The sequence below is a fragment of the Butyrivibrio sp. WCD3002 genome, from assembly GCF_000424265.1.
Classification (GTDB): domain Bacteria; phylum Bacillota; class Clostridia; order Lachnospirales; family Lachnospiraceae; genus Butyrivibrio.
In genome coordinates this window covers 130,061-153,932 of the sequence record NZ_AUJO01000006.1, presented here as the reverse complement: position 1 = coordinate 153,932, position 23,872 = coordinate 130,061, and the positions used below count along the sequence as shown (strand labels likewise).

General features: G+C 42.8%; 15 protein-coding genes. 14 read left to right on the top strand and 1 reads right to left on the bottom strand.

Annotated elements, in window-relative coordinates:
• The first annotated feature begins 138 nt into the window (after positions 1 to 138).
• Both G608_RS20630 and G608_RS0109150 read left to right on the top strand, forming a co-directional pair.
• Entirely contained in the window at positions 139 to 762 is a 624-nt protein-coding gene (locus G608_RS20630) for an ATP-binding cassette domain-containing protein (protein ID WP_051209074.1), read from the top strand.
• A 6-nt stretch (positions 763 to 768) separates the two neighbouring features.
• The gene (locus tag G608_RS0109150; protein WP_026495777.1) at positions 769 to 1,500 is read left to right on the top strand and encodes a hypothetical protein; all 732 of its coding nucleotides are present in this window, start codon (positions 769 to 771) and stop codon (positions 1,498 to 1,500) included.
• Positions 1,501 to 1,607: 107 nt separating this feature from the next.
• On the opposite strand, the gene G608_RS0109145 is transcribed toward G608_RS0109150, so the two are convergent.
• A complete protein-coding gene (locus G608_RS0109145; protein WP_026495776.1) occupies positions 1,608 to 2,093 on the bottom strand; it encodes an Ig-like domain-containing protein in 486 nt (161 codons plus the stop codon).
• A 126-nt stretch (positions 2,094 to 2,219) separates the two neighbouring features.
• Between G608_RS0109145 and G608_RS0109140 the strand changes: the two genes are divergently transcribed.
• The 12 genes from G608_RS0109140 (at position 2,220) to G608_RS0109085 (ending at position 23,600) form a co-directional block, all read left to right on the top strand.
• Positions 2,220 to 3,731 (top strand): Y-family DNA polymerase, encoded by a 1,512-nt coding sequence (locus G608_RS0109140; protein ID WP_442852220.1) that lies wholly within the window; start codon positions 2,220 to 2,222, stop codon positions 3,729 to 3,731.
• Between the two features lie 9 nt (positions 3,732 to 3,740).
• Positions 3,741 to 4,142, top strand: coding sequence for a hypothetical protein (locus G608_RS0109135; protein ID WP_026495774.1), 402 nt, complete (start codon positions 3,741 to 3,743; stop codon positions 4,140 to 4,142).
• 129 nt (positions 4,143 to 4,271) lie between these two features.
• Complete coding sequence (locus G608_RS0109130; RefSeq protein WP_026495773.1) at positions 4,272 to 10,427, top strand: non-ribosomal peptide synthetase; 6,156 nt, start codon at positions 4,272 to 4,274, stop codon at positions 10,425 to 10,427.
• A 39-nt stretch (positions 10,428 to 10,466) separates the two neighbouring features.
• A complete protein-coding gene (locus G608_RS20625) occupies positions 10,467 to 11,819 on the top strand; it encodes an MATE family efflux transporter (RefSeq protein WP_051209073.1) in 1,353 nt (450 codons plus the stop codon).
• A 3-nt stretch (positions 11,820 to 11,822) separates the two neighbouring features.
• Positions 11,823 to 13,127, top strand: coding sequence for an NAD(P)H-dependent oxidoreductase (locus G608_RS22410; RefSeq protein WP_051209071.1), 1,305 nt, complete (start codon positions 11,823 to 11,825; stop codon positions 13,125 to 13,127).
• A gap of 271 nt (positions 13,128 to 13,398) precedes the next feature.
• Positions 13,399 to 14,766 (top strand): hypothetical protein, encoded by a 1,368-nt coding sequence (locus G608_RS0109115; RefSeq protein WP_026495771.1) that lies wholly within the window; start codon positions 13,399 to 13,401, stop codon positions 14,764 to 14,766.
• Between the two features lie 350 nt (positions 14,767 to 15,116).
• Positions 15,117 to 16,535, top strand: coding sequence for an MBOAT family O-acyltransferase (locus G608_RS0109110; protein WP_026495770.1), 1,419 nt, complete (start codon positions 15,117 to 15,119; stop codon positions 16,533 to 16,535).
• 63 nt (positions 16,536 to 16,598) lie between these two features.
• Entirely contained in the window at positions 16,599 to 17,753 is a 1,155-nt protein-coding gene (locus G608_RS0109105; protein WP_026495769.1) for a hypothetical protein, read from the top strand.
• A gap of 90 nt (positions 17,754 to 17,843) precedes the next feature.
• Complete coding sequence (locus G608_RS0109100; RefSeq protein ID WP_026495768.1) at positions 17,844 to 18,887, top strand: NAD-dependent epimerase/dehydratase family protein; 1,044 nt, start codon at positions 17,844 to 17,846, stop codon at positions 18,885 to 18,887.
• A 137-nt stretch (positions 18,888 to 19,024) separates the two neighbouring features.
• Positions 19,025 to 20,446 carry a GGDEF domain-containing protein gene (locus G608_RS0109095; protein WP_026495767.1) on the top strand — a complete coding sequence of 474 codons (1,422 nt, stop codon included), beginning with the start codon at positions 19,025 to 19,027 and terminating at the stop codon, positions 20,444 to 20,446.
• A gap of 133 nt (positions 20,447 to 20,579) precedes the next feature.
• Positions 20,580 to 21,527 carry an ArsR/SmtB family transcription factor gene (locus G608_RS0109090; protein ID WP_035795118.1) on the top strand — a complete coding sequence of 316 codons (948 nt, stop codon included), beginning with the start codon at positions 20,580 to 20,582 and terminating at the stop codon, positions 21,525 to 21,527.
• A 249-nt stretch (positions 21,528 to 21,776) separates the two neighbouring features.
• Entirely contained in the window at positions 21,777 to 23,600 is a 1,824-nt protein-coding gene (locus G608_RS0109085) for a glycoside hydrolase family 2 protein (protein ID WP_026495765.1), read from the top strand.
• Positions 23,601 to 23,872: the final 272 nt, after the last annotated feature.

Here is a 23,872-nt window from a genome sequence, read left to right as displayed (position 1 = left end):
AGGGGATTTTTAATGTCATAAAATATTTTTCCAGGCTGCATAATGTTTGCCCTAACTTTACTACTTTACTATAATATTCATGAGAAAAATCAGTGAAACAAAAGCTTAGGAAAGCAAACATAGAGATTGTAAAAACAAATGAAAACAAACGTAAAACTGATTACACTTGAAAATGTCACAAAAAAATACGGCGGCGAAACCATAATTGACAGTGTTTCGCACACCTTTTACAAGGGAGAATCCATCGCGTTTTGTGGGCATAATGGATGTGGGAAGAGCACGATGCTTAAGCTTATCTCAGGTATTATTCCGATTAGCAGTGGGAAGCTGCAGTACCATGAAAAACTGCGATTTTCCTACGTCCCTGAGAAATTTGCAGGTATGGAGATTGAGATGATCGACTATCTTCGCGGTGTGGAGCGGATGGAAGGGGTGGATCCTTCTGTGACGGATGGGCTGATAGAGGATTTCTTTCTGGAGTCCATGATTCACACGAGAATGGACAAGCTTTCCAAGGGGAGTCTACAAAAAGTCGGCGTAATTCAGGCGCTAATGGCGCCGCATCAGGTCATCCTGCTTGATGAACCACTTTCCGGTCAGGATGCTGATTCTCAGAAGGTTTTCCTGGATAAGATGAATGAGCTTCGAGGTCAGGGGGTCACGATTTTCATGGCCTGTCATGAGGAGAAGCTGATAGATGCACTTTCCGACAGGGTTTACACCATTGAGAAGGGTATGCTTTTGGAGATGGATGGGAGATAGCAGGCAGTGAAAAATACACTTGAATTATTCACACTACGACGAAAAATCTTACAAAAAGGGCAGGTACTGATAGTACCTGTGGTTGCAACTGCACTTTTTATAGGATTCATGTATTCCATGGCTCCTATCGGTGTTACCGGCAGTTTTTTGTTGTCAGCTGCATTCCTGTATTTTGTTTGCGTGTTCATATCCATGACTTTGAACGGGAAAGAGAATGATGTGTTTGAAGAAACGCTGATGATGCACTGCGATTCACCCCTTAATTACTATGCTTCCAGGGAGATGCTGCTGATCACGCAGTGTTTTGGATATACGCTCATCTTGACGGTGTTTCCTTCGGTGCTGTATTTGCTTAGAGGTTCCATGTTTATCAGACCCATAGGAATAAAAGATGTTATTCTGGGTGGCCTGTATATTTTTTTAAGCGGGCTATGCGGCATGGCGACCGGAGATTTCTTCCATCCGCGATTTTTACAGAGGAGAAAAGACGGAATACTGGGCGCACTCACGGTTTCAGTTCTTACGATATGTAAAGAAGGACTGATAGAGCACTTCATGCCTTTGGTGGCTTTGAATTTTGTACTTCCGCCTTTTCTCGATGGGTTTAAGTTGGTTGGCAGCTCGGATATCTTCGAACTACGTGGAATGGTGCTGATTTATCTGCACATGGTAATTTATACTGTGGTTGTGACGTGCCTTAAAGTCTGGGTGCTTGAAAAGAAAAAATTCAGGTATTGATGAGCCACCAAATGCATTATTCCTGATTCATCTCATGAATATAAATGTATAACTGAATCAGGCCCCGCAAGGTATAAGCGCCTTGCAGGGCCTGTTGTTACTGTATATTATTTTAGACCAAAAACCTCAATTTTTACTGTCTTACTTACACCGCTTCCGTCAGTGGCCGTGGCAGTTACTTCGATTTCTGAGGAGTCTGTATAAGCATGAAGTAAACCATTTTCTTCCATGGCATAATTACCATTAGACTCAGCTATTTCCTGATCAGAATATTTGCAGCTCCACTTTACTTTCTGACTTGCATTAGCCGGTAGTACTTTTGCGTATAGTTGTAATTCCCGAGATTCGTAAACCCAAAATTCTCCTGTTTCAGATGTTATTTCGATAGAGGTCGCAAGAGTGGGCACTTTAATCTGAAGAATAGCCTGCTTGTTGGAACCGTCAGTTGATTTAACGGTTACAGTGGTTTCTCCTTCTGCAATAGCAGTAACAAGACCGTTGGCATCAACTGTGGCAATGGCTTCATTTGCACTCTCATAGGTGCAGGTCTTGTTGGATGCATTAGCAGGAGCAACTGGAATTTTGAGGTTCATTTTTGCTTAATTTTAACGGAATGAATTTGCTCGAAATTCGCCTTAATATGCTTATCAAAATGAGATAAAATACATAGTAGACGCTACTAAATCACTGAGGAACAATAATTGAAACAAAGAGCTTATGTGGCAATAGATTTAAAGTCCTTCTATGCATCCGTCGAATGCATGGATATAAGCCGCGACCCGCTGACCACGAACCTTGTGGTGGCGGACAGAAGCAGGACCGAGAAGACCATATGCCTTGCTGTATCGCCGTCCCTGAAAAAATGGGGAATACCGGGGAGAGCAAGGCTTTTTGAGGTGGAACAAAAGCTAAAAGAAGTAAACAGAGATAGACTTAGAAAGGCACCAGGCGGTGTTTTTACAGGTGAATCCGATGATGACGAGGAGCTCTCTAAAAATCCATCACTCAAAATCGGATACATCGCCGCAACGCCCAGAATGGCCAGATACATGGAACTCAGTACCAGAATCTACAAGTGCTATCTCAAATATATCGCTCCTGAGGATATTCATGTTTACTCAATCGACGAGGTTTTCATGGATGTGACGAACTACCTTGGGACCTACAACATGACCCCCAGGGAGCTGGCATCAACCATGATAGAGGAGATTAGGAAAAACACGGGAATTACAGCGACTGCAGGCATCGGAACCAACCTTTACCTGTGCAAGGTTGCCATGGATATAGTTGCTAAGCATGTAGAACCCGACGAAAAGGGCGTGCGCATAGCAGAGCTTGATGAGATCAGCTACAGGAAAAAGCTCTGGGAGCACAAGCCCCTTACTGATTTTTGGCGGGTTGGAAGAGGATATGTGAAAAAGCTCACAGCCCTCGGCCTTGAAACCATGGGAGATATAGCAAGATGCAGCCTTGGCGGCGACAGGGATTTTTACAATGAAGAGCTTTTGTACAAGACCTTCGGCATAAATGCAGAACTTTTGATTGACCATGCCTGGGGTTACGAGCCCTGCACCATGGAGATGATTAAGGCCTACAAGCCTGAAAACAACAGCCTCAGTCAGGGACAGGTCCTCCACCACCCCTACACCTATGACAAAGCAAGGATAATCGTCAGAGAGATGGCGGATGCGCTGGCATTCCAGCTTCTTGGCGAGCACAAGGTGACAGACCAGATAGTATTGACCGTTGGCTACGACAGGGAGAGCCTCGATAATCCGGAAATTGCCCGCAAATACAAGGGTAATATCAAGAAGGATTACTACGGAAGAGCAGTCCCGGAGCATGCCCACGGAAGCAGGAATCTTGAAGAATTCACCTGCCTTGGCAGCCACATAATAGATGCAGCGCTTTCTATTTTTGATGAAAAGGTTGACCCTGATCTTCTTATCAGGCGTGTGAATATTGCCGCCATCCACGTGCTTGACGAAGAGGATGCGGTAAAGCTTGAGAGCGAATCCTTCGAACAGCTTTCGCTCTTTGAGGACATCAACCAGAAGGAAGAGAAAAAGCAGCTGGAAAAGATTCTTAACGACAAAGAAAGGGCCCTTCAGGAAGCAGCTCTGGAGATAAAAAAGCGCTTTGGCAATAACGCCATAGTAAAGGGGACCTCCATGCAGGAAGGAGCAACAGGCCTCGACAGAGGACGACAGATAGGCGGCCACAAGGCCTGAGTACGAAAAATGGGAAAATACGACGACATCATCAATCTTGAAAGACCAATATCGAAAAATCACAGGCCCATGGCTCTGGAAAACAGGGCTGCACAGTTCATGCCCTTCGCTGCCCTTACGGGCTACGATGATGCGGTGGAGGAGACAGGGCGCCTTACCGCAGACAAAATCGAGCTGACAGAGGAGCGAATCCGTGAGCTCGATGAGAAGCTGTCTGAATTAGGGGCAAAACTCCAGAACGGACCTGTGAAGATGTTTGTCACTTACTTTGTCCCCGATCTCTATAAATCCGGCGGAGAGTATGTGACAAGCGAAGTTACTGTACGAAAGATCGATTCATACAAAAAATGCCTTATCCTTACGGATAAGTCCGAGATTTTCATACATGATATTTATGATCTGTGGGAGTGATTCCAGGCAAAATCAGTCATGCATAGTTTATATATATTTTAGAAAAGTAATAATCGAAAAATGATAAAATAATATTACGTTGTAGCATAAAGGAGTTTAGAATAGTGCGATAAAACGGAGATTTTTTATATGGGAAAATCAAATGAAGACATAATTTCTATACCTGAGAAAATAGCTACTATTGCGAAAGAAAAGCCAGATGATAGCGCTATTATTGCCTCCGACAGAATTCTTACATTCAGGAATCTGGATGAGATGAGCAATAAGGCGGCGTATGCAATTATATCAATGTGCCCGGATTTGAAGGAAGAATCTGCCATAGGTCTTCTTTTGGATAGAAAATCATATGTTTTTCCTTTGGAGATTGGAATTGTGAGGGCAGGCTTTGCATACATTCCAATGACAGATGAATATCCTGAGGATAGAATCAACTACTGCATGGAGAATGCAGATAGCACACTCCTTATAACGACCAAAGAAATTCTTAATAAAAAAAGCGGGCTTGATACCGATAAATATAGGGTATTGCTGGTCGAAGAAGTGCTTTCCTATGAAGGGGAAGCTATGCCTCTGCCTGAAATAAGAATGGGCAGGCTTTCTCATATTTTCTACACTTCCGGGTCAACGGGGATTCCTAAGGGTGTCCGAAATACTGTATTGGCAGATTCAAAGATAGTTACTGTAACGGAAGACGATTATCCATTCTTTGAATTCTTTAAAGAGCCTAAAATATGCCTTGCCGTAACCCAGATATCTTTTGTGGCATCTTTGATTGATTATCAGGTTCTATATAGCGGTGGTTGCATTGTTTTTGCAGAGGAAAAAGACTATAAGGATATGACTCTGCTTATCAATAAGATGCTTGATCACCAGGTTCAATGTTTCTTTGCGACTCCATCATTTGTAAACAATCTTCTTTTAATAAAACAATCAAGACCGGCACTGGCTATTCTTGATTGTTTGGTTTTGGTGGGAGAAAAACTTGATTCCACTATTCTTGATCCTATATTTAAAATCAATCCTTGGCTGCACATTGTTAATGCCTATGGAATGACAGAATCCAATTCCTCTATTTTCAGCAAACTGATAGTAAATGAAGACAGAGAAGTCAACGTTGGTAAGCCTATGCCCATGATGACGATCATAGTTCTTGATGAAGATGGAAATATCGCACAGACAGGTGTTACCGGTGAAATTATCATAAGTGGAGATGCTGTCACTCAGGGATATCAGAAGCTTGAAGAGAAAAGTAAAGAAAGCTTTATTGTGATCGATGGCAAGAAATTTTACAGAACCGGAGATCTTGGCTGTTTTGATGAAAAAGGCGAGGCTCATTTATCCGGCAGAGCCGATGATATGGTTAAGTATCATGGACAGCGAGTTGAACTTGGTGAAATAGAAAGTGTTATCAGGCAATATCCCGGTATTGAGCTATGCAAGGTTCTGATGAAGAACAACGGAATAGAAGATTTTCTGGTGGCATTTTTTACTTCCGTAGAAGAAGTAAGCAACAAAGAAATCATAGAATTCTTAAAGCAGAAGCTCCCTCCCTACATGGTGCCCGGAGTGTTTGTTCATCTCGATGAGATGCCCCTTAATACAAATAAAAAAATAGACAGGATGAAGCTCCTTGAAATGGAAACTGACTTTGGCGGCGGAGATTATGAGGAGCCGGAGACAGAGCTTGAGGCAGTGCTTTGCGGACATTTTGCAGATGTCCTTGGCCTTAAGAAAATAAGCGTGACAGGTGACTTTTTTGACTACGGTGGAACATCACTTTCAGTATCGAGACTCATTTCGGAGCTTGATAAAGGTGGTTACAGCGTATCCTATGGTGATGTTTTTGAAAATTCCACCCCAAGGGCACTGGCTTTCTTTATTGAAAACGCAACCAGTAAAGCTTCCATACCGCCTATGGACAGGGATGAGTATCCTCTGACTAAAACGCAGCTTGGAATATATCTTGAGGGATTAACAGGCGGAAGCAAAGAAACCTACACAACGCAGTATATGATGGAAGCTGATCCTGATATCGATGAGAATCAGCTCATTGCTGCGGTAAATGCACTTTTCGACGCTCATCCTGCCCTTAAATATGTGATAAGGTGCCGGGAAAATGAACTTCCGTATATGGAGATGGTTCCGGACTATAAAATAGAGATTCCGGTATTTGAAGGTGAAAGTAAAAATCGCATTGATTTTATTGGCAGTTACATGCCTGTAGTTAAAGTGCTTGATAATCTGCTGTTTAATTTTGCTGTCTATAAGACTGAAAAATGCTGTTATCTGATATTAAAGTCCCATCTTATTGCATCTGATGGCACGTCACTTAGCCTTATCATTTCCGATCTTAACAGAGCCCTTGGTGGCAAAGAACTGCTGATGGAGGAGTGCTCAATTCAGCAGGTTGGCATGTATGAAGAAGCTCTTATTAAAAACGGAGCTTATGAAAAGGCAAAGGAATATCACAAAAATCTCTTTGCCAAAATGGACAGCATAGATCAGCTTATGGGAGATCTGAACAATCCTCTTACTCCCGGTGTCAGTATGAATTTCAGATATGAGCCCGGAACACTTAAGGCGCAGGAGGTGAAGGAGTTCTGCACCAGGACTCAGGTTTCAGAGAGTGCATTTTTCATGGGAGCAATGGCTCTGCTTCTTGGAAAATATCTTTATGCAGATCAGGTATCCTTCTCAACAGTTTATAACGGCAGATCCGTAAAGGAGATGGATAATACCATCGGAACTCTTATCAAGAGAATTCCTGTTTACGGAGATCTGACAGAGAACCTGACTGTGGCACAGTATCTTTCTGCCATGAGCAGGCAGGTGTTTGCCAACATGAGCAATGATATTTTCTCCTTTGATGAAGTATTAAAAAGCTGCCCTGTAAACGAGGATGTGGAGCTTATTTTCCAGGGAGATCTTTTTACAGATAATATGGGCATGGATGCCGGAAAACAAAGGCTTAAGAGTGACTCATATTTTATGGAACAGTACCATACAGGCATGGTCACAGGCTGCATGTCTATTCAGCTTTTCTCTACAAATGGTCTCTACAACATGACAATAGAATACAGAAATGAGAGATTTTCCGAAAGCTGGATAAACCGTTTTGCCGATCACCTTTTTATCATTGCCGATCAGCTGCTTTCATGTGAGAAAATCGGCGACATCGTTATGATGAATGACGATGACAGGGCTATAATCGAGAAGTTCAACGACAAAAAGATTGAAATGGAGTTTGTTCCTGTCCATAAGCAGATAATGCTTCACGGAAAGAAGACTCCTCAAAAGACGGCTGTAATATGCCAGGGAAAATCCCTTTCCTTTGAAGAGCTTTATCTTTTGGCAAATCAGGGAGCTGAAAAGCTGCTTTCTTACAAGGTTACAAAGGACGTTCCGGTGGGCGTACTTTTAGACAGATCAGTTTATGTTTACGTGGCTGAAAATGCAATCCTAAGCGCCGGAGGAGCCTTTGTTCCCTTTATACCTGAATATCCTGATGACAGAATCGATTTTTGCATGAGGGATGCCGGCATAGGACTTTTGATCACTACAGAGGCTATAAAAAAAGAAAGAGAAGGCCTTCTGGGAAAAGAGTACAGAATACTGACTCTTGAGGAAATATACGGCGTAGCTGATCTGTCAGAGATAAAGGCAGATCAAAGGTATAAGGACTTTGAAGCTTATAGCTCAGAAAAAGAAAATCTTGCTTATTGTATTTACACCTCCGGCTCTACAGGAAGACCCAAAGGTGTAATGATTGAGCACGGAAATATTGCCAATTATGTGCACAAAAATGAGAAATCTGTTGAGATAATGCACTATGCAAAAGATGGAAGAGTGAGTCTTGCTCTTGCTTCCTTCTCCTTTGATGTCTCTGTTGTAGAGGAGTTTGTTCCCCTGTGCAACGGAAATACTGTTGTTATCGCTACTGAGGATGAAATACATAATCCGGACAAGCTGGCAAAGACTATCATCGATAACGACGTTGACGGTATAACCTGTACTCCGACTTACCTTTCAAGCCTTATTTCGATTCCATCGTCAAGAGAAGCAATTAAAAATATCACCTTCTTTGATGTAGGTGCGGAAGCTTTTCCTTTATCGCTCTATGACAAGCTGCGAAGTCTTAGGACAGACAGCGTCATCCTCAATGTATACGGACCCACAGAATGTACCATGGGATGTTCTGCAGATGTTGTGGGGGACACAGGGGCTATTACAATTGGTGAACCCATAGCCAACACTTATTTTTCTATCTTTGATAAGTTTGGAAATGAGCTTCCGGTGGGAATACGAGGAGAGCTTATTATCGGTGGAGACCAGGTAGGAAGAGGATATGTGGGACTCCCTGAAAAAACTAAGGCATCCTTCTTTGAGCATAAGGATTATAAGGCTTATCACAGCGGGGATTTATGTGCCTGGACAGATGAGGGCAAGGTACGAATATTCGGACGAATTGACAATCAGGTTAAGCTGCGCGGATTCAGAATTGAGCTTGATGAGATAGAAAGAGTAATGGCTGAATTTGGGGGAATCAAAGCCGCGGCTACCAAGATTGTAAAAACTTCCTCCGGCGAGTTCCTGACAGGATATTACGTGTGTGAGGATGCACCTGATGAGGATGCATATAAGGATTTCCTCAAGGAAAAACTCCCGGAATACATGGTGCCTCAGGTTATGAAGCAGGTGGAGAGTATGCCGCTTACTGTTAATGGCAAGATTGACAGAAAAGCTCTTCCAGACCCTGATGTTTCAGAATTCAAGGCAGAATATGTTGCGCCGGAAAATGAAATAGAAAGAAGACTTTGCGAGGCATTTGCCAAGGCTCTTATGCTTGATGACAGGATCGGAACGGCAGATGATTTCTTTGAGCTTGGAGGAGATTCACTAAAAGCAATGGCGGTACTGTCGGATGCGACCATAGATGGACTGACTGCGGCTGATATTTTCCAAAAGAGAACACCAAAGGAAATCGCAGAAGCAGTTAATGAAAGAAATGCCCTTGGCAATCCGGATGAGCGTGAAAAGAGGGCAAGGTCTGTTCCTCACATACTTACGCCAATGCAGATAAAGATGATCGATTATCAGCTGTATAATCCCGGATCCTCCATGTGGAGCAATATGCATTTTCTCATAAGACTTGGAAAAGAAATAGATCCGGAAAAGCTTTGTATGGCATTAAAGAAGGCCATAGAGAATCATCCCGGACTCTGCGTTATCTTTGAATATAACGATGATCTGGAGCTTCAGCAAAGATATGCGCCTGAGGTTATGCCCAGTATAGAAATTGAAGATATAGAAGAGGAGGATATAGAAGAACTTAGGAAGACCCTGGTGACGCCTTTTAAAAGAATATTGAAATCCTGTCTTTTCAGGACACGCATCTTTAGGTCCAAAGAGGCTTCCTATCTGTTTTTTGATGTGCATCATCTGCTTATGGATGGAGGTTCTCTTGGGGTTCTGCTTCAGGATATTACTGATGCTTACTATGGCAGAGAGCTTAAGAAGGATTACTACTTTATGCTGCTTGAAAACATGGAAAAAGCCCGCAAGGACGGAACCTATGAAGCGGATAAGAAATATTTTGAAGAGCAGTTTGGACCTGAATCGGAAAAATATCTGATTATACCAAAGCCGGATCATGAGTCCAACAAGAACTCGGCTGCAGGAAGGATAAAGAGACTTAAGTTTAATGCAGAGGAAGTAAAAGCAGCTGAAGAATACTGGGGCGTTACACATTCCTGTATGGCGATTGCCAGTGCTCTTATCGCTTTATCAGAGCATGAAAAAGTAAGTAAGGTTATGAGTAACTGGATATTTAACGACAGGCTGGCTCCGGAGTCTGAAAATGTCGTAGGTCTTTTGATAAAGAATCTGCCTGTAGGAGTTGATATGGATGCCTTCGAGGATTTGCAGGATCTCCTTTTAGAGGTCAAAAGGCAGATTGGTGAAGGAATTGCCCATTCTTCATACGATTACTTTGCGGAAACGGATTCTGCATTTTATTCAGACCCCATGGAGGTTAATCTACAGCTTGGAATAAACGGAGATGAGCTTGATGAGCTTTCTGCGGAGCCTGTTGAATTGGATGATCCATATTCGGCGGCCAGCGCCAGACTCGAGCTTGAGCTTTTGGAAAATGAATATGGTGATGGTGGTTTTGACGCAGAGCTTGAATATGTGAAAGAGATATTTGATGAGGATAATATATATCGTTTCCACGATACTTATGTAAGGATGCTGGAAAAGCTTATAAGTGACGGATCAAGGAAATAGAGCTGTATTTAAGAAAGGCGAGAGGTTCGTTTTATCAACATGGAAAAAATAAAGTTATCGGATCACTTCACGATTTCCAGAATTTTGCTTTTTTCCCTGCCCAGCATCGGTATGGAGATTGTGGACAGTACCTATCAGGTAGTAGATGGTTTTTTTATTTCCAATTATATCGGTGAAAGTGCCTTTGGTGCGGAAAACCTCATTTATCCGCCTCTGCTGATCATTATGAGCCTGGGACTCATGTTCGGAAGTGGTGCCAGCGCTCTTTTATCAAAGGAGATGGGAGAAGGACATGGTGAGCGGGCTAACAGGCTGATGACCATGCTGACCGGAATCCTGACCGGTGTAGGCATTGTTCTGTCGCTTGCGATGTTTTTACTTATGCCAAGGGTGGCAAGATGGGTGGGCTCATCTGATGAAATGCTTGGAAACTGTATCGCCTACGGCCGGGTACTGAGCATTTTCATGCCCTTTCAGATGCTCAGTATGGCCTTCCATGCTCTGCTGATTGCAGCTGAAAGGCCCGGACTGGGGTTGGTGGTGACTATATCCAACGCTGGTTTGAATATCATTTTGGACTGGGCCTTTGTGGTCATATTTGGATGGGGCATGGAGGGTGCTGCTGTGGCAACAGGCTTGTCATGGGTCATCAGCGCGGCCATTCCGTTTGTATTTTTCCTTAGAAAAAATAGTGAATTGCACTTCACAAAGCCAGCATTTGACCTGAAGGCTCTGGCTCAGACCGTATACAATGGTGCATCAGAGATGGTGGATGCTGTGGCATATGCTGTTGTGGCGGTAATTTTTAATTTGCAGCTGATCCGGTACTTTGGTGATGCAGGTGTGGAAGCTTATGCGGTATGTGAGTATGTAGGCGGTTTCTTTAATGCGGTGTTCTATGGAATCAGCATGAGCATCGTTCCTGTAGTTGGATATCATCTGGGACAGGCCAATAAGAAGGAGCTCCATAGCCTCTGGCACAGAGGAATGATTTTGATGGGCTCATGTGATCTGGTTATTACCATGATCTGTATTGGCTTTGCAAGGCCCATAGCCAGCGTCTTTGTGGGATATAATGCGGAGCTTACAGCACTGTCTACTCACGCACTTAAGCTGGTTTCGCTTTATCTTTTATTAAATGGCGTTACGATATACGCAGGCTCCTATTTTACAGGATTAAATCAGGGGACGGCATCTCTTGTCATAGCGCTTATTAAGGGAATAATTGGGCCGCTGCTGTTTATCTGGATGCTGCCAGTGGTATTTGGACCTGATGCAATATGGCTGGCAACCCCGGGATCTGAGTTTATTGCAGCGATTGCGATGTGTTTGTTTATAGCATGGTGGTGGCTGGGTGCTGAAGACCGCCATCTGGGCGAGAAGGAGGAATAAAATATGGCAATGGTACTTATGCTGAATGGAAGTGCTCATGAAAATGGGAATACTGCTGAGGCTCTAAATGAAATGGACGTTGTTTTCAAGGATGAAGGAATCGATACAAAAGTGTTTCAGATTGGAAATCAAGCTATTTATGGCTGCGCAGACTGCGGTTACTGCGAGGAAAATGGTAAATGTACCTTTGAAAATGATGCGGTCAATGAAGTAGCTGCTTTGCTGGAAAAGGCTGACGGACTGATAGTAGCAAGTCCTGAGTACTTCAATTCCCCAAGTGGAACAGTGCTGGCCTTTTTGGACAGATTGTTTAGAAGTGCACGGTTTGACATGGGGATGAAGGTTGGAGCCGGCATTGTGACAGGAGATAGCAGCGATCCTGCCGGAAGTATTGATACATTAAATCAGTACTTTGCAATTGGTGGGATGAAGATTGCAGCCATATCCTTCTGGGGGCAGAATTCCGATAATAACCCTGATAAAAAGGAGCCGTTTTGGCAGGTGCGACAGCTTGCCCGTGATGTCAGTTCAATGATTAAAGCCCTGACGACTGTAGCGGAAAATGGGGAAGAGCCTGACACTGACATAGAGGATATGTATAAAACTGATTATACTGATGGGGATTTTGAACAGATCATTAAGCGACCTACCAGTGTGTTTATCTTAGATGAGGAGAATCCGGTTTTCCCTGATCCGAGATATGCATCTCCTACAGGCCTTTTGGCAGTCGGCGGCGGATTGTCAGTCGAATGGCTTATAGCCGCCTATAGAAAAGGGATTTTTCCATGGGCTGATGATGGACTGCCGATGATGTGGTTCTGCCCGAAGGAACGCTTCGTCCTTAGGCCTTCCGATATCCATTTGTCCAAAAATATGGCAAGGTTTATGAGAAACCATACGGTTACACTGGAGGTAAATCGTGATTTTGCAGATGCCATGCACCATTGCAGGACAGTAAGGGAAGAAAAAGGAGAAGAAACCTGGATATCTGATGAAGTTGAAGAATTATATCTTGAGCTGTGGAAGGCCGGATATGGATACTGCGCAGAGGCGTATATCGATGGAGAGCTTGCAGGCGGATCGTACGGAATCCGCATTGGGAAATGTCTGATTGCTGAAAGTGGATTTTCTTTGTTGCCCGACGGATCGAAGCTGTGCATGTATTTACTTGCAAAAAAGATGGAAGAGGATGATGATCTTCTGTTTGATGCGCAGGTATATTCGGAATACCTGGCCCGGATGGGATTTAAATCAATGTCATACGATGAGTATGTGGAAATAATGAACAGGGGATTACAAGCTGATTAAGCAAATAGGGGGCTGTAGTGCCACTGGGGACGGTTCTTTTTGGCACGCTTTGCCATTGTCGTGCCAAAGAGAACCGTCCCCAATGGCATACGGTATAAAGCGGGATGGATTCCTACAATTAGTAGGAGCGATAAACCTGAGAAATGCGGCTGCGGACATTTGTTGGACATTGTGTGATAAAACAGTGACAGTAAGATTGATATGATGAAATCAGCATCAGATCAAGCGATGTGACTAAAATTATTAATTGTTTCAAAAGGGGGAACAACAAATGGCTGGAAAAGATAAAATTTATACAAATGATAATACTCCTTCAGGAGATAATATTATTGAAAGCTCCGAGAATCAGGAGAAGGAAATAATAGATAATCCTTATTTAAATGACGATCAGAATGATCCTGAACATAATCCTGATGAGAATCAAAATAATAATGTGTTCGGCGATATGTTTAATATCAGAGAGCCCGAGCTTGGTGAAGTATACATCGATGAAGATGTAGAAGAGGTCCTGGAGAAATACAGGGAAGAGCAAAGACAGCGCGAAGAGGAAATTCGCAGAGCAAAGGAAGCTGAGGAAAAAGCTAAGTATGATCTTGAGCATCTCCGTTTTGTAAACAAAAAACCTGAGCTCTATGATATCGAAGATGAGGCAAAGGAAAACCGGGTCAAAGATCAGAATGATAATGATTTTAGTATCTTTTCAAATTATGAGAAGCAGAATGAAGATGAAGAGAAATATGTAAACACACCTACCGGCAATGAAAACTCTGAAGCGAAGAAGCCTGACGACATAGGCGAGAATCCTTTTGCTAAAGCCAGAAAGGATAATGTAAAGAAGGTAAGTGCAAATGACCTTCAGAAAGAAGTGATGGCTCAGCAGAAGCAGGTTTCCGGCATAGAAAAACCATTAAACAAACAGATGGTCGACGATCCCGACATCATTCCTGTAATGGACACTCCTATGCCTATGACTTCTAAATATAAAGGCGATGTCATCGTTAAAGAAAACCATAATGGCATTATAAATGACATTATCAACGCCGGAAGCAAAGAAAGCAGAATTATTGATAATGAATCTGTAATTATCAAGGAAGATAAAGCTGTTAAAAGCATTAACCTGATCAACATTGAAGAATCCGTTAATGGCGGAAATAAACGTCAGAATAAGTCGAAGGGATTGCATTACCAGCCTATCTTAGGTAGTGAGACTCCCGGCTGTCTGAAAAAGACATATCCTGTAAATGGGGATACCGTTTCTTATTTGCAGGCCATGGTTGATACTGCTAACATGAGCCGTGGATTTTTCCGCGATTCAAGGCAGTACAACGAGTTTGTACACGCTATGGTCATTTGCCATGATTTAGCATGGGATATTAACAAGCATTCAAAGAAAAGAAATTATGACCCGGCAAAGCTGGCTCGTGAACAGAAACAGTACGACGAAGCAGTTGAGCACTTAAAAGAGACAGCCAGAGCTTACAAGGCGTACAAGTATTCAAGTAAGGAAAAAGAACTTGATCCTGCTAAGAAGAAGCTTAACAGTGATGACAGGAAAAAGCTTAAGCTTATGGATGATGTTTTAGGTAACAGAAATCGATATTTTAGAGGAAAAGATCCTCTCAATAACATTTCTCTGTAAAAAATAATTTTTTTAATCATATAACCTAAAGTAAATAACAAATTATCCGATAATATTATCAGAAAGATAAAAATACAGGGAACGCGACAAGACTCCGGTTTCTGTATTAGCACTTCCCGAGAGGGCCCGAGCTCTCAGAGGTTGAACCAAACGAAGCATAACTAAAGAGCTGAAACCCAATAACGATAGTAACGAGATAGAACTCCTTTTTTTAATTCCTCCCATATAGCAATAGTGTAAAAACAGTCCGGTTCGCCATTTCCGGACTGTTTTTATTTGTAAGATACGTACAACCGTATTAGAATAGTAAATGTGTTTTGCACGAATTATAGTAGAAATGGAATTTAATCATGGTTTTCAGCTCAACAGTATTTTTGTTCTGCTTTCTTCCGGTGACCATAATCGGATATTTCATTATAAATAATCCTACATACAGAAACACCTGGCTGCTTCTAATGAGTCTGGTGTTTTTTGGCTGGTCTCAGCCGGGGTACCTGTGGATCATCATTGTCAGCATTATCGTCAATTACCTGTCGGCCTATATAATTGCTTATTCTAAGGAAAAAGAAAACAGGCATATTCCCACGGGATTTATCCTGTTTGTGGCAGTTACGATAAATCTGCTCCTTCTATTTTACTTCAAATATCTGGATTTCATGATACAGACAGTGAATGATCTGGCCCACACGAATTTAGAGCTTAAAAACATCGTGCTTCCCATAGGTATTTCATTCTTTACCTTCCAGGGAATGAGCTATGTTATCGATGTTTACAGAGGTGATGTGCCGGTTCAGAAAAATCCTCTGAAGGTTGCGCTCTACGTGGTGCTTTTCCCTCAGCTGATCGCAGGTCCCATTGTCCGTTACATCGATATCGCAAATGAGATCAATGACAGAAAACACACCATCGATGATTTCACCAAAGGAATTACAAGATTTGTAATAGGTCTTGGAAAAAAGGCTATCATAGCCAACACTATGGCAGAAGTCGTTGACAGCGTCTGGAATGCAGGCGTTACCAACAACACGGTTGCAATTGCATGGATTGGAAGTATCGCCTATTCACTGCAGATTTTCTATGATTTCTCAGGCTACAGTGACATGGCTATAGGTATCGGCAGGATTTTCGGCTTCCATTTCATTGAAAACTTCAACAGACCATATATTTCAAAGAGTATTACTGAGTTCTGGAGAAGATGGCACATTTCACTGTCCACCTGGTTCAGGGATTATGTTTACATCCCTCTTGGCGGAAACAGAAGGCATCTTTACAGAAACCTCAGTATAGTGTTCCTGCTTACCGGTCTTTGGCACGGTGCTTCCTGGCATTTTGTGCTGTGGGGTATCTGGAATGGCCTGTTTATGGTAATCGAAAGGCGCTTCAGGAAAAAGCCTGCAGATAAGGTGACGACTAAAATCCTCGGTCATATCTATGCTCTTTTTGTAATAAATCTTGGCTGGGTGCTCTTCAGGGCAGATAATTTCAGCCTTGCCCTTAAGTACATAGGTACCATGTTCGGCGTTGGAATTTCGCAGACACCGGGCTTTACCATTATGTGGTATTTGAACAACTGGGTTATTTTCGTATTTATCCTTGCGGTTTTGGATATTGCAGGCGGTTTTATGGGGCTCAGAAAGGTTGTGGAAAACAGCTTAAATCCGGCACTTTGCAAGGTAGCGAAAATAGTGGTGGTTTATGGAATCCTGATTCTCTCTATCATGCGAGTTATGTCGGGCACCTATAATCCTTTTATTTACTTTCAGTTTTAAGAGAGCAAGGAAATTCAGAGATGTAGGAGCTGCAGGTTAAAAGCTCCCTCGGAGTAACAATATATGGAAAAAAAGATTTTTGAAAAAATATATATCGCCGGCGTTGCGCTGATATTGCTGCTTCCGGTTCTTACGATAAACAGGGATCCGGACGCAATCTCAGAGAAGGAGAACAGACCGCTGACAGGGCTTCCCAAGATCATAAGGGATGGCAGTATAAATAAGAATCTTCCTACGGATATCGAGAGCTATTTAGACGACAGAATAGGTTTCCGTGACCTTCTTATTTCCGCCAATGCTCTTTTGCAGTATCACGTATTTGGAAGAATGGAGGATGGCACCAGGTACAGACTTGGTCCTGACGGCGAGTTCAATATCGTTGAGAACGACATGGTGGAGACCTATCAGCATGCTAACCTGTTTTCAGATGAGGAACTGGCAGAAATAACAAGTGATTTCAAATCGATTTCGGATGGATTAAAGACTAAAGACTGCGAGTTTTATTATATGCAGTGCTGGGATAAGCAGTCTATTTATCCTGAGTATTTTCCTGACAGTGTTCTTCAATACGGCGACATCTCAAGGACAGATCAGGTGCTTACGTCCCTGGCGGAAAATACTGATGTAAACGTAATTCCTCTCAAGGATAAATTCATCAGTGAAAAACCAAATTACGAGGTTTACAGTAAATATGGTGATCCCGTCCACTGGACTCCAAGAGGAGCGCTTATTGGCTATGCAGAGACCATGAATGCCATCAATGAGGGAAGGGATGAGCCCTTTAAGGTCCTTACCGATGACGATTTCAACATAACCATGACTGATCAGGGAATGAGCTTTTACGGCGGTGTAAAGAGAAGCAATATCTCCGAGTCCTTCGAGAGAAAAGAGACACACGCAGTTATGAATGAGGATTACGATGAGGAGCATGAGGCCTTTGACGGCTACAGAACCTATCATTTCACCAACGAGAATGCAGGAAATGACACGAAGGTCCTCATAATCTGTAACAGCTTTATCGTCAATTATCTCAAGGAGGATTTTGCAGAATCCTTTGGAGATACTCTGGTTGTCTGGCATGATGTAAACAAGAAACTGCCGGCCTGGATAGAAGATTACAATCCCGATATCGTGATCTATGAGATGGTTGAGAGATATGTAGAATACAAGCAGCTCCACAAGGCCGGAAAAGCCATGAGAAAAGCTTATGACAAATAATAATAAGTCCTATCGCGAAATATTAACAGCGATGGGACTTATTTTTGTTTAGAATTTAATGTTAGATGATTAAAAGAGGAGGTACTTTTAATGAAAGCACTTTTTATTGGTGGTACAGGAACAATCAGTATGGGGGTTGTGAAAATGCTTGCGGAAGATCCTCAGTGGGAGGTTTATTTATTGAACCGAGGAAATCGCGCGGATGAAGTTCCGGAGGGGGTTCATCAGATAACAGCTGATATAAATGATGAAAACAGCGTACTTTCAAAGCTTGAGGGTATGAAATTCGACGTGGTAAGCGACTTTATTGCCTTTGATGTAAAGGCTGCAGAGCGTGATTACAGATTATTTAAGGATAAGACAGCTCAGTACATTTTCATCAGCTCGGCATCAGCGTATAACAAACCATCAGCAAGCTATGTGATTACTGAGGGAACAACTCTTGCCAATCCTTACTGGGAGTATTCCAGAAATAAGATAGCCTGTGAGGAATTCCTTATGGAAAAATATCGCAGCGAGGGCTTCCCTGTTACTATCGTAAGGCCCAGCCACACCTATGATGAGAGAAATGTGCCCCTTGGCGTACATGGAAATAAGGGCTTTTATCAGGTTATTAAGCGTATGCAGCAGGGCAAACCCGTAATTATTCAGGGTGACGGAACATCTCTTTGGGCACTGACCTTTAACAGAGATTTTGCAGTTGGTTACACAGCTCTTATGGGCAACAGACACGCTATTGGCGAAGCTTTCCAGATTACAGGCGATGAAATTCTCTCATGGAATCAGATTTATCAGACAATCGCAGATGCTCTTAGGGTTGAGCTTAAGGCCTGCCATGTTTCATCAGAATTCCTGAGCGCCGCCGGAGAGGCATACGGCTATGATTTCACGGGAAGTCTTATAGGAGATAAGGCAGTGTCCGTAGTTTTCGACAACAGTAAGCTTAAAAAGCTTGCGCCTACAATGACAACGACAATTCCTTTCCATAAGGGTGTCAGAATTTCTCTGGACTACGTGCTTTCACATCCTGAGAAATATCAGGAGGATCCTGAATTTGACGCATTTTGCGACAATGTGATAGCTGCAATGGAGAAGGCAAAGCAGGAGGTTATTGCAGCAAAATCTGTCAAATAATGGTGAAATGCGACTTTTTGATATTTAATTCATAAATTAATAATAAGTTCATAAGAAATAAATTATTAATGATTTGCTATAATTGTATGTGGCACAGTATTTGTTGTAACTCTGCATACGAAAGGCGGATTGCAGCTATGAATTTTCAAAATGTGGCAGATAGCATAAAAGCAATGACCTGTATAGTATCCGTTGAAAAGCTTGAAGGTGGAGGCCACGGCACTATACGAATTGTAACCGGCAATAAGGCATATATTGACTCCATAGAGCACCCTATGGATGGCGTTGCTATGCTTACGAATAAGTTTGTTCCAAACTGTGAGTACACAACATATTTGCCAAAGGACCTGAATTTTGAGGATTTCTGCTACAGATCTGCTGTTGAGAAGAAGTGTCTGCATTCCTATGCACATCCGGATCGTTTCGATGTGTGGTTTAATATGACTTTTATGCCGCTGTGGCCTGATGATGGGAATATCTGCTATTGTACGTATTCCATGGAAATCAATCAGGAAGCAGATGCTGCCAGAATGTCCAATATGTCCAGCGATATCGCAGCTGCTGTACTTGAGACCTGTATCATGCTCCGTGGAACAACGAATTTTATAAAGACGATAGGCGATATTGTCGGTTTTGTAAGATCATTGTGTAAGGGTGACAGGTGCTGTCTGATTACCATGGATCATGTCGAAAAAACAGTCACTGTTCTTGGAGATGATTTTGATGAGAGCTTAGGAGTCAGAGAAGTAGAGGAAGCTTTTGGCGATAGATTCTATGAGATTGCATCCACATGGGAAGATACAATTTCAGGCAGTAACTGTCTTATAGTTAAGGATCAGCAGGAAATGGAGGTTGTTAAAGAACGCAATCCGGGTTGGTATGAGTCCCTGGTGGCAGCGGGAATAAAGACCATTGTTCTTTTTCCTCTGAAATACAGACTTGAGCTTCTTGGTTATATGTGGGTAATCAATTTTGAGTCTTCTGAGGCACCGCGTCTTAAAGAAGCCCTTGAGGCTGCTTCATTTATTCTGAGTTCTGAGATATACAATTATCTGCTGCTGGGACGCCTTAAAACCCTTAGCTCCAAGGATATGCTTACCGGTGTACAGAACAGAAATGAGATGAATAACATGGTTGACAGTTATGTCAATGGCACTGCAGAGTATTCAGACAAGTCTGTCGGCATCATTTTTGCAGATCTTAACGGACTTAAAGCCATTAATGATAATGAAGGTCATGTAGCAGGTGATGAACTGTTGAAGGATGCAGCTGCGGTACTGGCTGAAGTCTTCGATGAGGATAATATATATCGTGCAGGAGGCGATGAATTCACCATTATAGCTCCGGGAGTGACGGAGAGTGACCTTGCTGTTAAGGTTGATAAGGTCAGAACCGTAGCAGAGAAATATGATGACGTATCCTTTGCAATGGGATTTGCGGTTGTAGAGAACTCAGCAGAAATCAGAAAAGCTCTTCGCCTTGCCGATGAGCGAATGTATGCAGATAAAGAGGCATATTACGAAAAGCATCCCGAAAAGCGTCGTGATGCAACAAGATAATACTTACCATCATACAGAAAAGCTCTTATGAGTTTCTAAATAGTGATATACTTTCAGTGGCACCGCATTTTTTGCGGTGCTGCTTTTTGAAAAAAGTAAGGAATGAGAGGTTTTATATTAAGTGGCCCAAAATATGCATTTAAATCTGGGAAAACCGGAAGAACTGACTGCCGTTGGAAGAGCACTTTCTGTGCCTATCAGAGCGCAGATTTTGTCTATAATAAGTAAGCAGCAGCTCAGCATAGCTGATATTGCAAGGGAGTTAAAAATACCTGCATCAAGCTGTGCAGCTCACATAAGGGCGTTGCAGGAGGCCGATCTTGTGAGAGTGGAGCAGATTCCCGGCACAAGAGGCAGCATCAAGGTGTGCATGCGAAACGTAGACAGGATCGATATCAGACTGGTGGAGCCTGAGGAGCACGTGGATGATGTTTTGAAAATAGAGATGCCTGTCGGAGCCTACACCAATGTGAAGGTTCATGAGCCCTGCGGCCTTGCAGATGAGTATGGCATTATCAGTATGGACGACAGAGAAGAGAATTTTTATCTTCCAGAGCACATACATGCGCAGATTTTGTGGACCTCCAAGGGATATATTGAATATTCTTTTCCTAATCAGATATTCTCGCTGCCCTTTAAAGCCAATATCAACAGGGTTTATGTTTCTGCTGAGATATGCTCGGAGGCGCCGGGCTTTAATCCGGAATGGAAGTCGGATATAACGCTCTGGATAAATGATACCGAGTGCGGCACGTGGGTATGCGGCGGCGATTACGGTGAGAGGAAGGGGCTGAATAACCCTGATTATTGGACAAGCGGCAGAACCCAGTACGGAGAGCTGGTTAATTTCGAGATTACAAGGGAAGGCACCTACATAAACAACAGGAAAAACGGCGATGTGACAGTTGATGATTTAAAGCTTATGGATTCCCACAAGATCACGGTGAGGTTTGGCAACAAAGAGGATGCCAAGCATGTTGGTGGCTTCAATCTTTTTGGAAGAAAATTCGGGGATTATGCCCAGGATATAATAATGGGAATCGGCTATCAGTACGCCGGTTCAGGCAAAAACGGAGCTTAATGCTTCGTTTTTTTGTTGCCCTCTTTTCAAATGGAAGTAATTGAACAAAAATCATGTGTAAACACATAAATATTTCACCAAAAGGCTGTTTTTTAACAACAATCATGTTGAAAGAGTGATGTAAACAGGTCGATAATTATCATGTAAAAACAAGCATATCTATAGTATTTCTGATTTTGGAATGAATAAAAACAGGGGCTTTTCTAAGTCAGAAGATAGCAGAAAAATTGGGGAGAGAGGAATATTTAAATGGCTACAAAAAGCTACATTAAGGATTATCCGAGACCGCAGATGGTGCGCGATAATTTCGAAATTTTAAACGGAAGCTGGGATTTTGCTTTTGATGATGAAAACCGTGGAGAGGAGAAGGGCTGGAATGCAGGCTTTGACTCGGATCTGGTGATTCAGGTGCCCTTTACCTATGAGACTAAGCTCAGCGGAATATGTGATGAGACAAGACACGACCATATCTGGTATCAGAGAAAAATTACTCTGGAAAAAGCTGAAGATAAGCAGTACATCCTGCATCTTGAGGGAAGCGACTATCTGACTAAGGTATGGGTCAACGGTGTTTTCATAGGAAAGCATGAAGGCGCTTACGAAAGAGCCAGCTATGATATGACAAATGCGCTTAAAACAGGCGTGAATCGTATTGTGATCGGAGTATCGGATTCTTTTTCGATTTCACAGCCAAGGGGTAAGCAGCGCTGGATAAACGATAATTTCGGCTGCTGGTACGTTCAGACCACAGGTATCTGGAAAACAGTTTGGATGGAGGCGGTTCCGAAAATCCGTTTTGATGAGTTAAAGCTTACTCCTGATATAGATAATGGGGAGATTGCAATTGCCGCTGTAGTGAAGGGGGGCGAGTGCCATGCTGATACCAATGGCAGTGACGTTGATGCTTCGGAAGCCGGCGATAATTATGATGGCAAGGGCCTTAGCTTATATGGCGAAATCTCCTTTGATGGCAGGATTGTTAAGACCTTCTGTGAAAATATCCATAAGAGCCTGACTGAGCTAAGTGTTGATATCAGAGACTATGAGCTTACAGAGTGGGGACTTAAGATCTGGAATACAGAGGAGCCGAATCTCTATGATCTTTGCCTTGAAATAAGATGTGGAGATCAGTGCATCGACAGAATCGGCTCATATTTTGGAATGCGCAAGGTCAGCATAGAAAACGGCGAAGTGATGCTTAACAACAGGCCTGTTTATCAGAAGCTGATTCTGGATCAGGGATATTTTGCCGACTCACATCTGACACCACCCAGCGAGGATGCGCTTATTGAGGATATCGACAAGATACATCAGCTTGGCTTCAACGGTCTTCGTAAGCACATGAAAATAGAGGATGAGCGCTTTTTATACCACTGCGACGTAAAGGGAATGCTTGTATGGAGCGAGATGGCAGCCTGCTATGAGTTTACGGATGAGGCGGTTTCCAATTTCACGGATGAATGGATTCAGATTGTGAAGCAGAACTACTCACATCCCTGCATAATTACATGGACTCCCTTTAATGAGTCCTGGGGCGTTCCGCACATTGCCAGAAATGAGAAGCAGCAGAAGTTCACTGAAGCAATCTATTATCTCACAAAGAGTATCGATGATACCCGTCCGGTCATCGTAAATGACGGCTGGGAGCACACTGTATCAGACCTTCTTACCCTCCATGATTACGAAGAGGATGGCGATGTTTTCAAGGAAAGATATGTGGACAACAAGGATGGTATTCTTGGAGGAACCTTCTACCACAACACCGCTAATCTGGCTCTTGTAAAGGGCTACAGCTACAAGGGACAGCCTGTGATCATCAGTGAATACGGCGGAATCGCCTTTTCTTCTAAGGAGGATGACCAGTGGGGCTATGGCAACAGCGTTTCCGATGAGGAAGAATTCCTGAAGCGCTATAAAAAGATAACCCACGCCATCATGAGCATTCCTTATATCAAGGGATTTTGTTATACGCAGGTTAGTGATGTCCAGCAGGAAGTAAACGGCCTTATGACAATTGACCGCAAATTCAAGGTAAATCCCGACAAAATCCGCGAGATTAACGAGGGAATTTAAATCATTTAATTGAGCTTGACGAATGACAGGGAGCTGCAATGCGCAGCTCCCTGTTTGCGTGCCAAAAAGAACCGTCCCCAATGGCATAGGATTTAAAAGGGTAGATTGCACCTGTGATCAGTTCAGATGTTCAAACCTTACTCATTATAGCGCCTGGTTGCTTAATAGTTTCTTTATGTTTTTTAACACTCATTTTAGAGAATAATTTATATAATCAAGATATGCAGTATATCAACATTCTAAAATGAGGAAGAGCATTGAGACATCGATAC

Excerpts from the sequence above, each read along its gene's own strand:
- G608_RS0109095 (WP_026495767.1), top strand. The coding sequence starts at position 19,025 with ATGAATTTTCAAAATGTGGCAGATAGCATAAAAGCAATGACCTGTATA.
- G608_RS0109135 (WP_026495774.1), top strand. The coding sequence starts at position 3,741 with ATGGGAAAATACGACGACATCATCAATCTTGAAAGACCAATATCGAAA.
- G608_RS0109090 (WP_035795118.1), top strand. The coding sequence starts at position 20,580 with ATGCATTTAAATCTGGGAAAACCGGAAGAACTGACTGCCGTTGGAAGA.
- G608_RS20630 (WP_051209074.1), top strand. The coding sequence starts at position 139 with ATGAAAACAAACGTAAAACTGATTACACTTGAAAATGTCACAAAAAAA.
- G608_RS20625 (WP_051209073.1), top strand. The coding sequence starts at position 10,467 with ATGGAAAAAATAAAGTTATCGGATCACTTCACGATTTCCAGAATTTTG.
- G608_RS0109105 (WP_026495769.1), top strand. The coding sequence starts at position 16,599 with ATGGAAAAAAAGATTTTTGAAAAAATATATATCGCCGGCGTTGCGCTG.
- G608_RS0109145 (WP_026495776.1), bottom strand. The coding sequence starts at position 2,093 with ATGAACCTCAAAATTCCAGTTGCTCCTGCTAATGCATCCAACAAGACC.
- G608_RS0109115 (WP_026495771.1), top strand. The coding sequence starts at position 13,399 with ATGGCTGGAAAAGATAAAATTTATACAAATGATAATACTCCTTCAGGA.
- G608_RS0109110 (WP_026495770.1), top strand. The coding sequence starts at position 15,117 with ATGGTTTTCAGCTCAACAGTATTTTTGTTCTGCTTTCTTCCGGTGACC.
- G608_RS0109085 (WP_026495765.1), top strand. The coding sequence starts at position 21,777 with ATGGCTACAAAAAGCTACATTAAGGATTATCCGAGACCGCAGATGGTG.
- G608_RS22410 (WP_051209071.1), top strand. The coding sequence starts at position 11,823 with ATGGCAATGGTACTTATGCTGAATGGAAGTGCTCATGAAAATGGGAAT.
- G608_RS0109130 (WP_026495773.1), top strand. The coding sequence starts at position 4,272 with ATGGGAAAATCAAATGAAGACATAATTTCTATACCTGAGAAAATAGCT.
- G608_RS0109100 (WP_026495768.1), top strand. The coding sequence starts at position 17,844 with ATGAAAGCACTTTTTATTGGTGGTACAGGAACAATCAGTATGGGGGTT.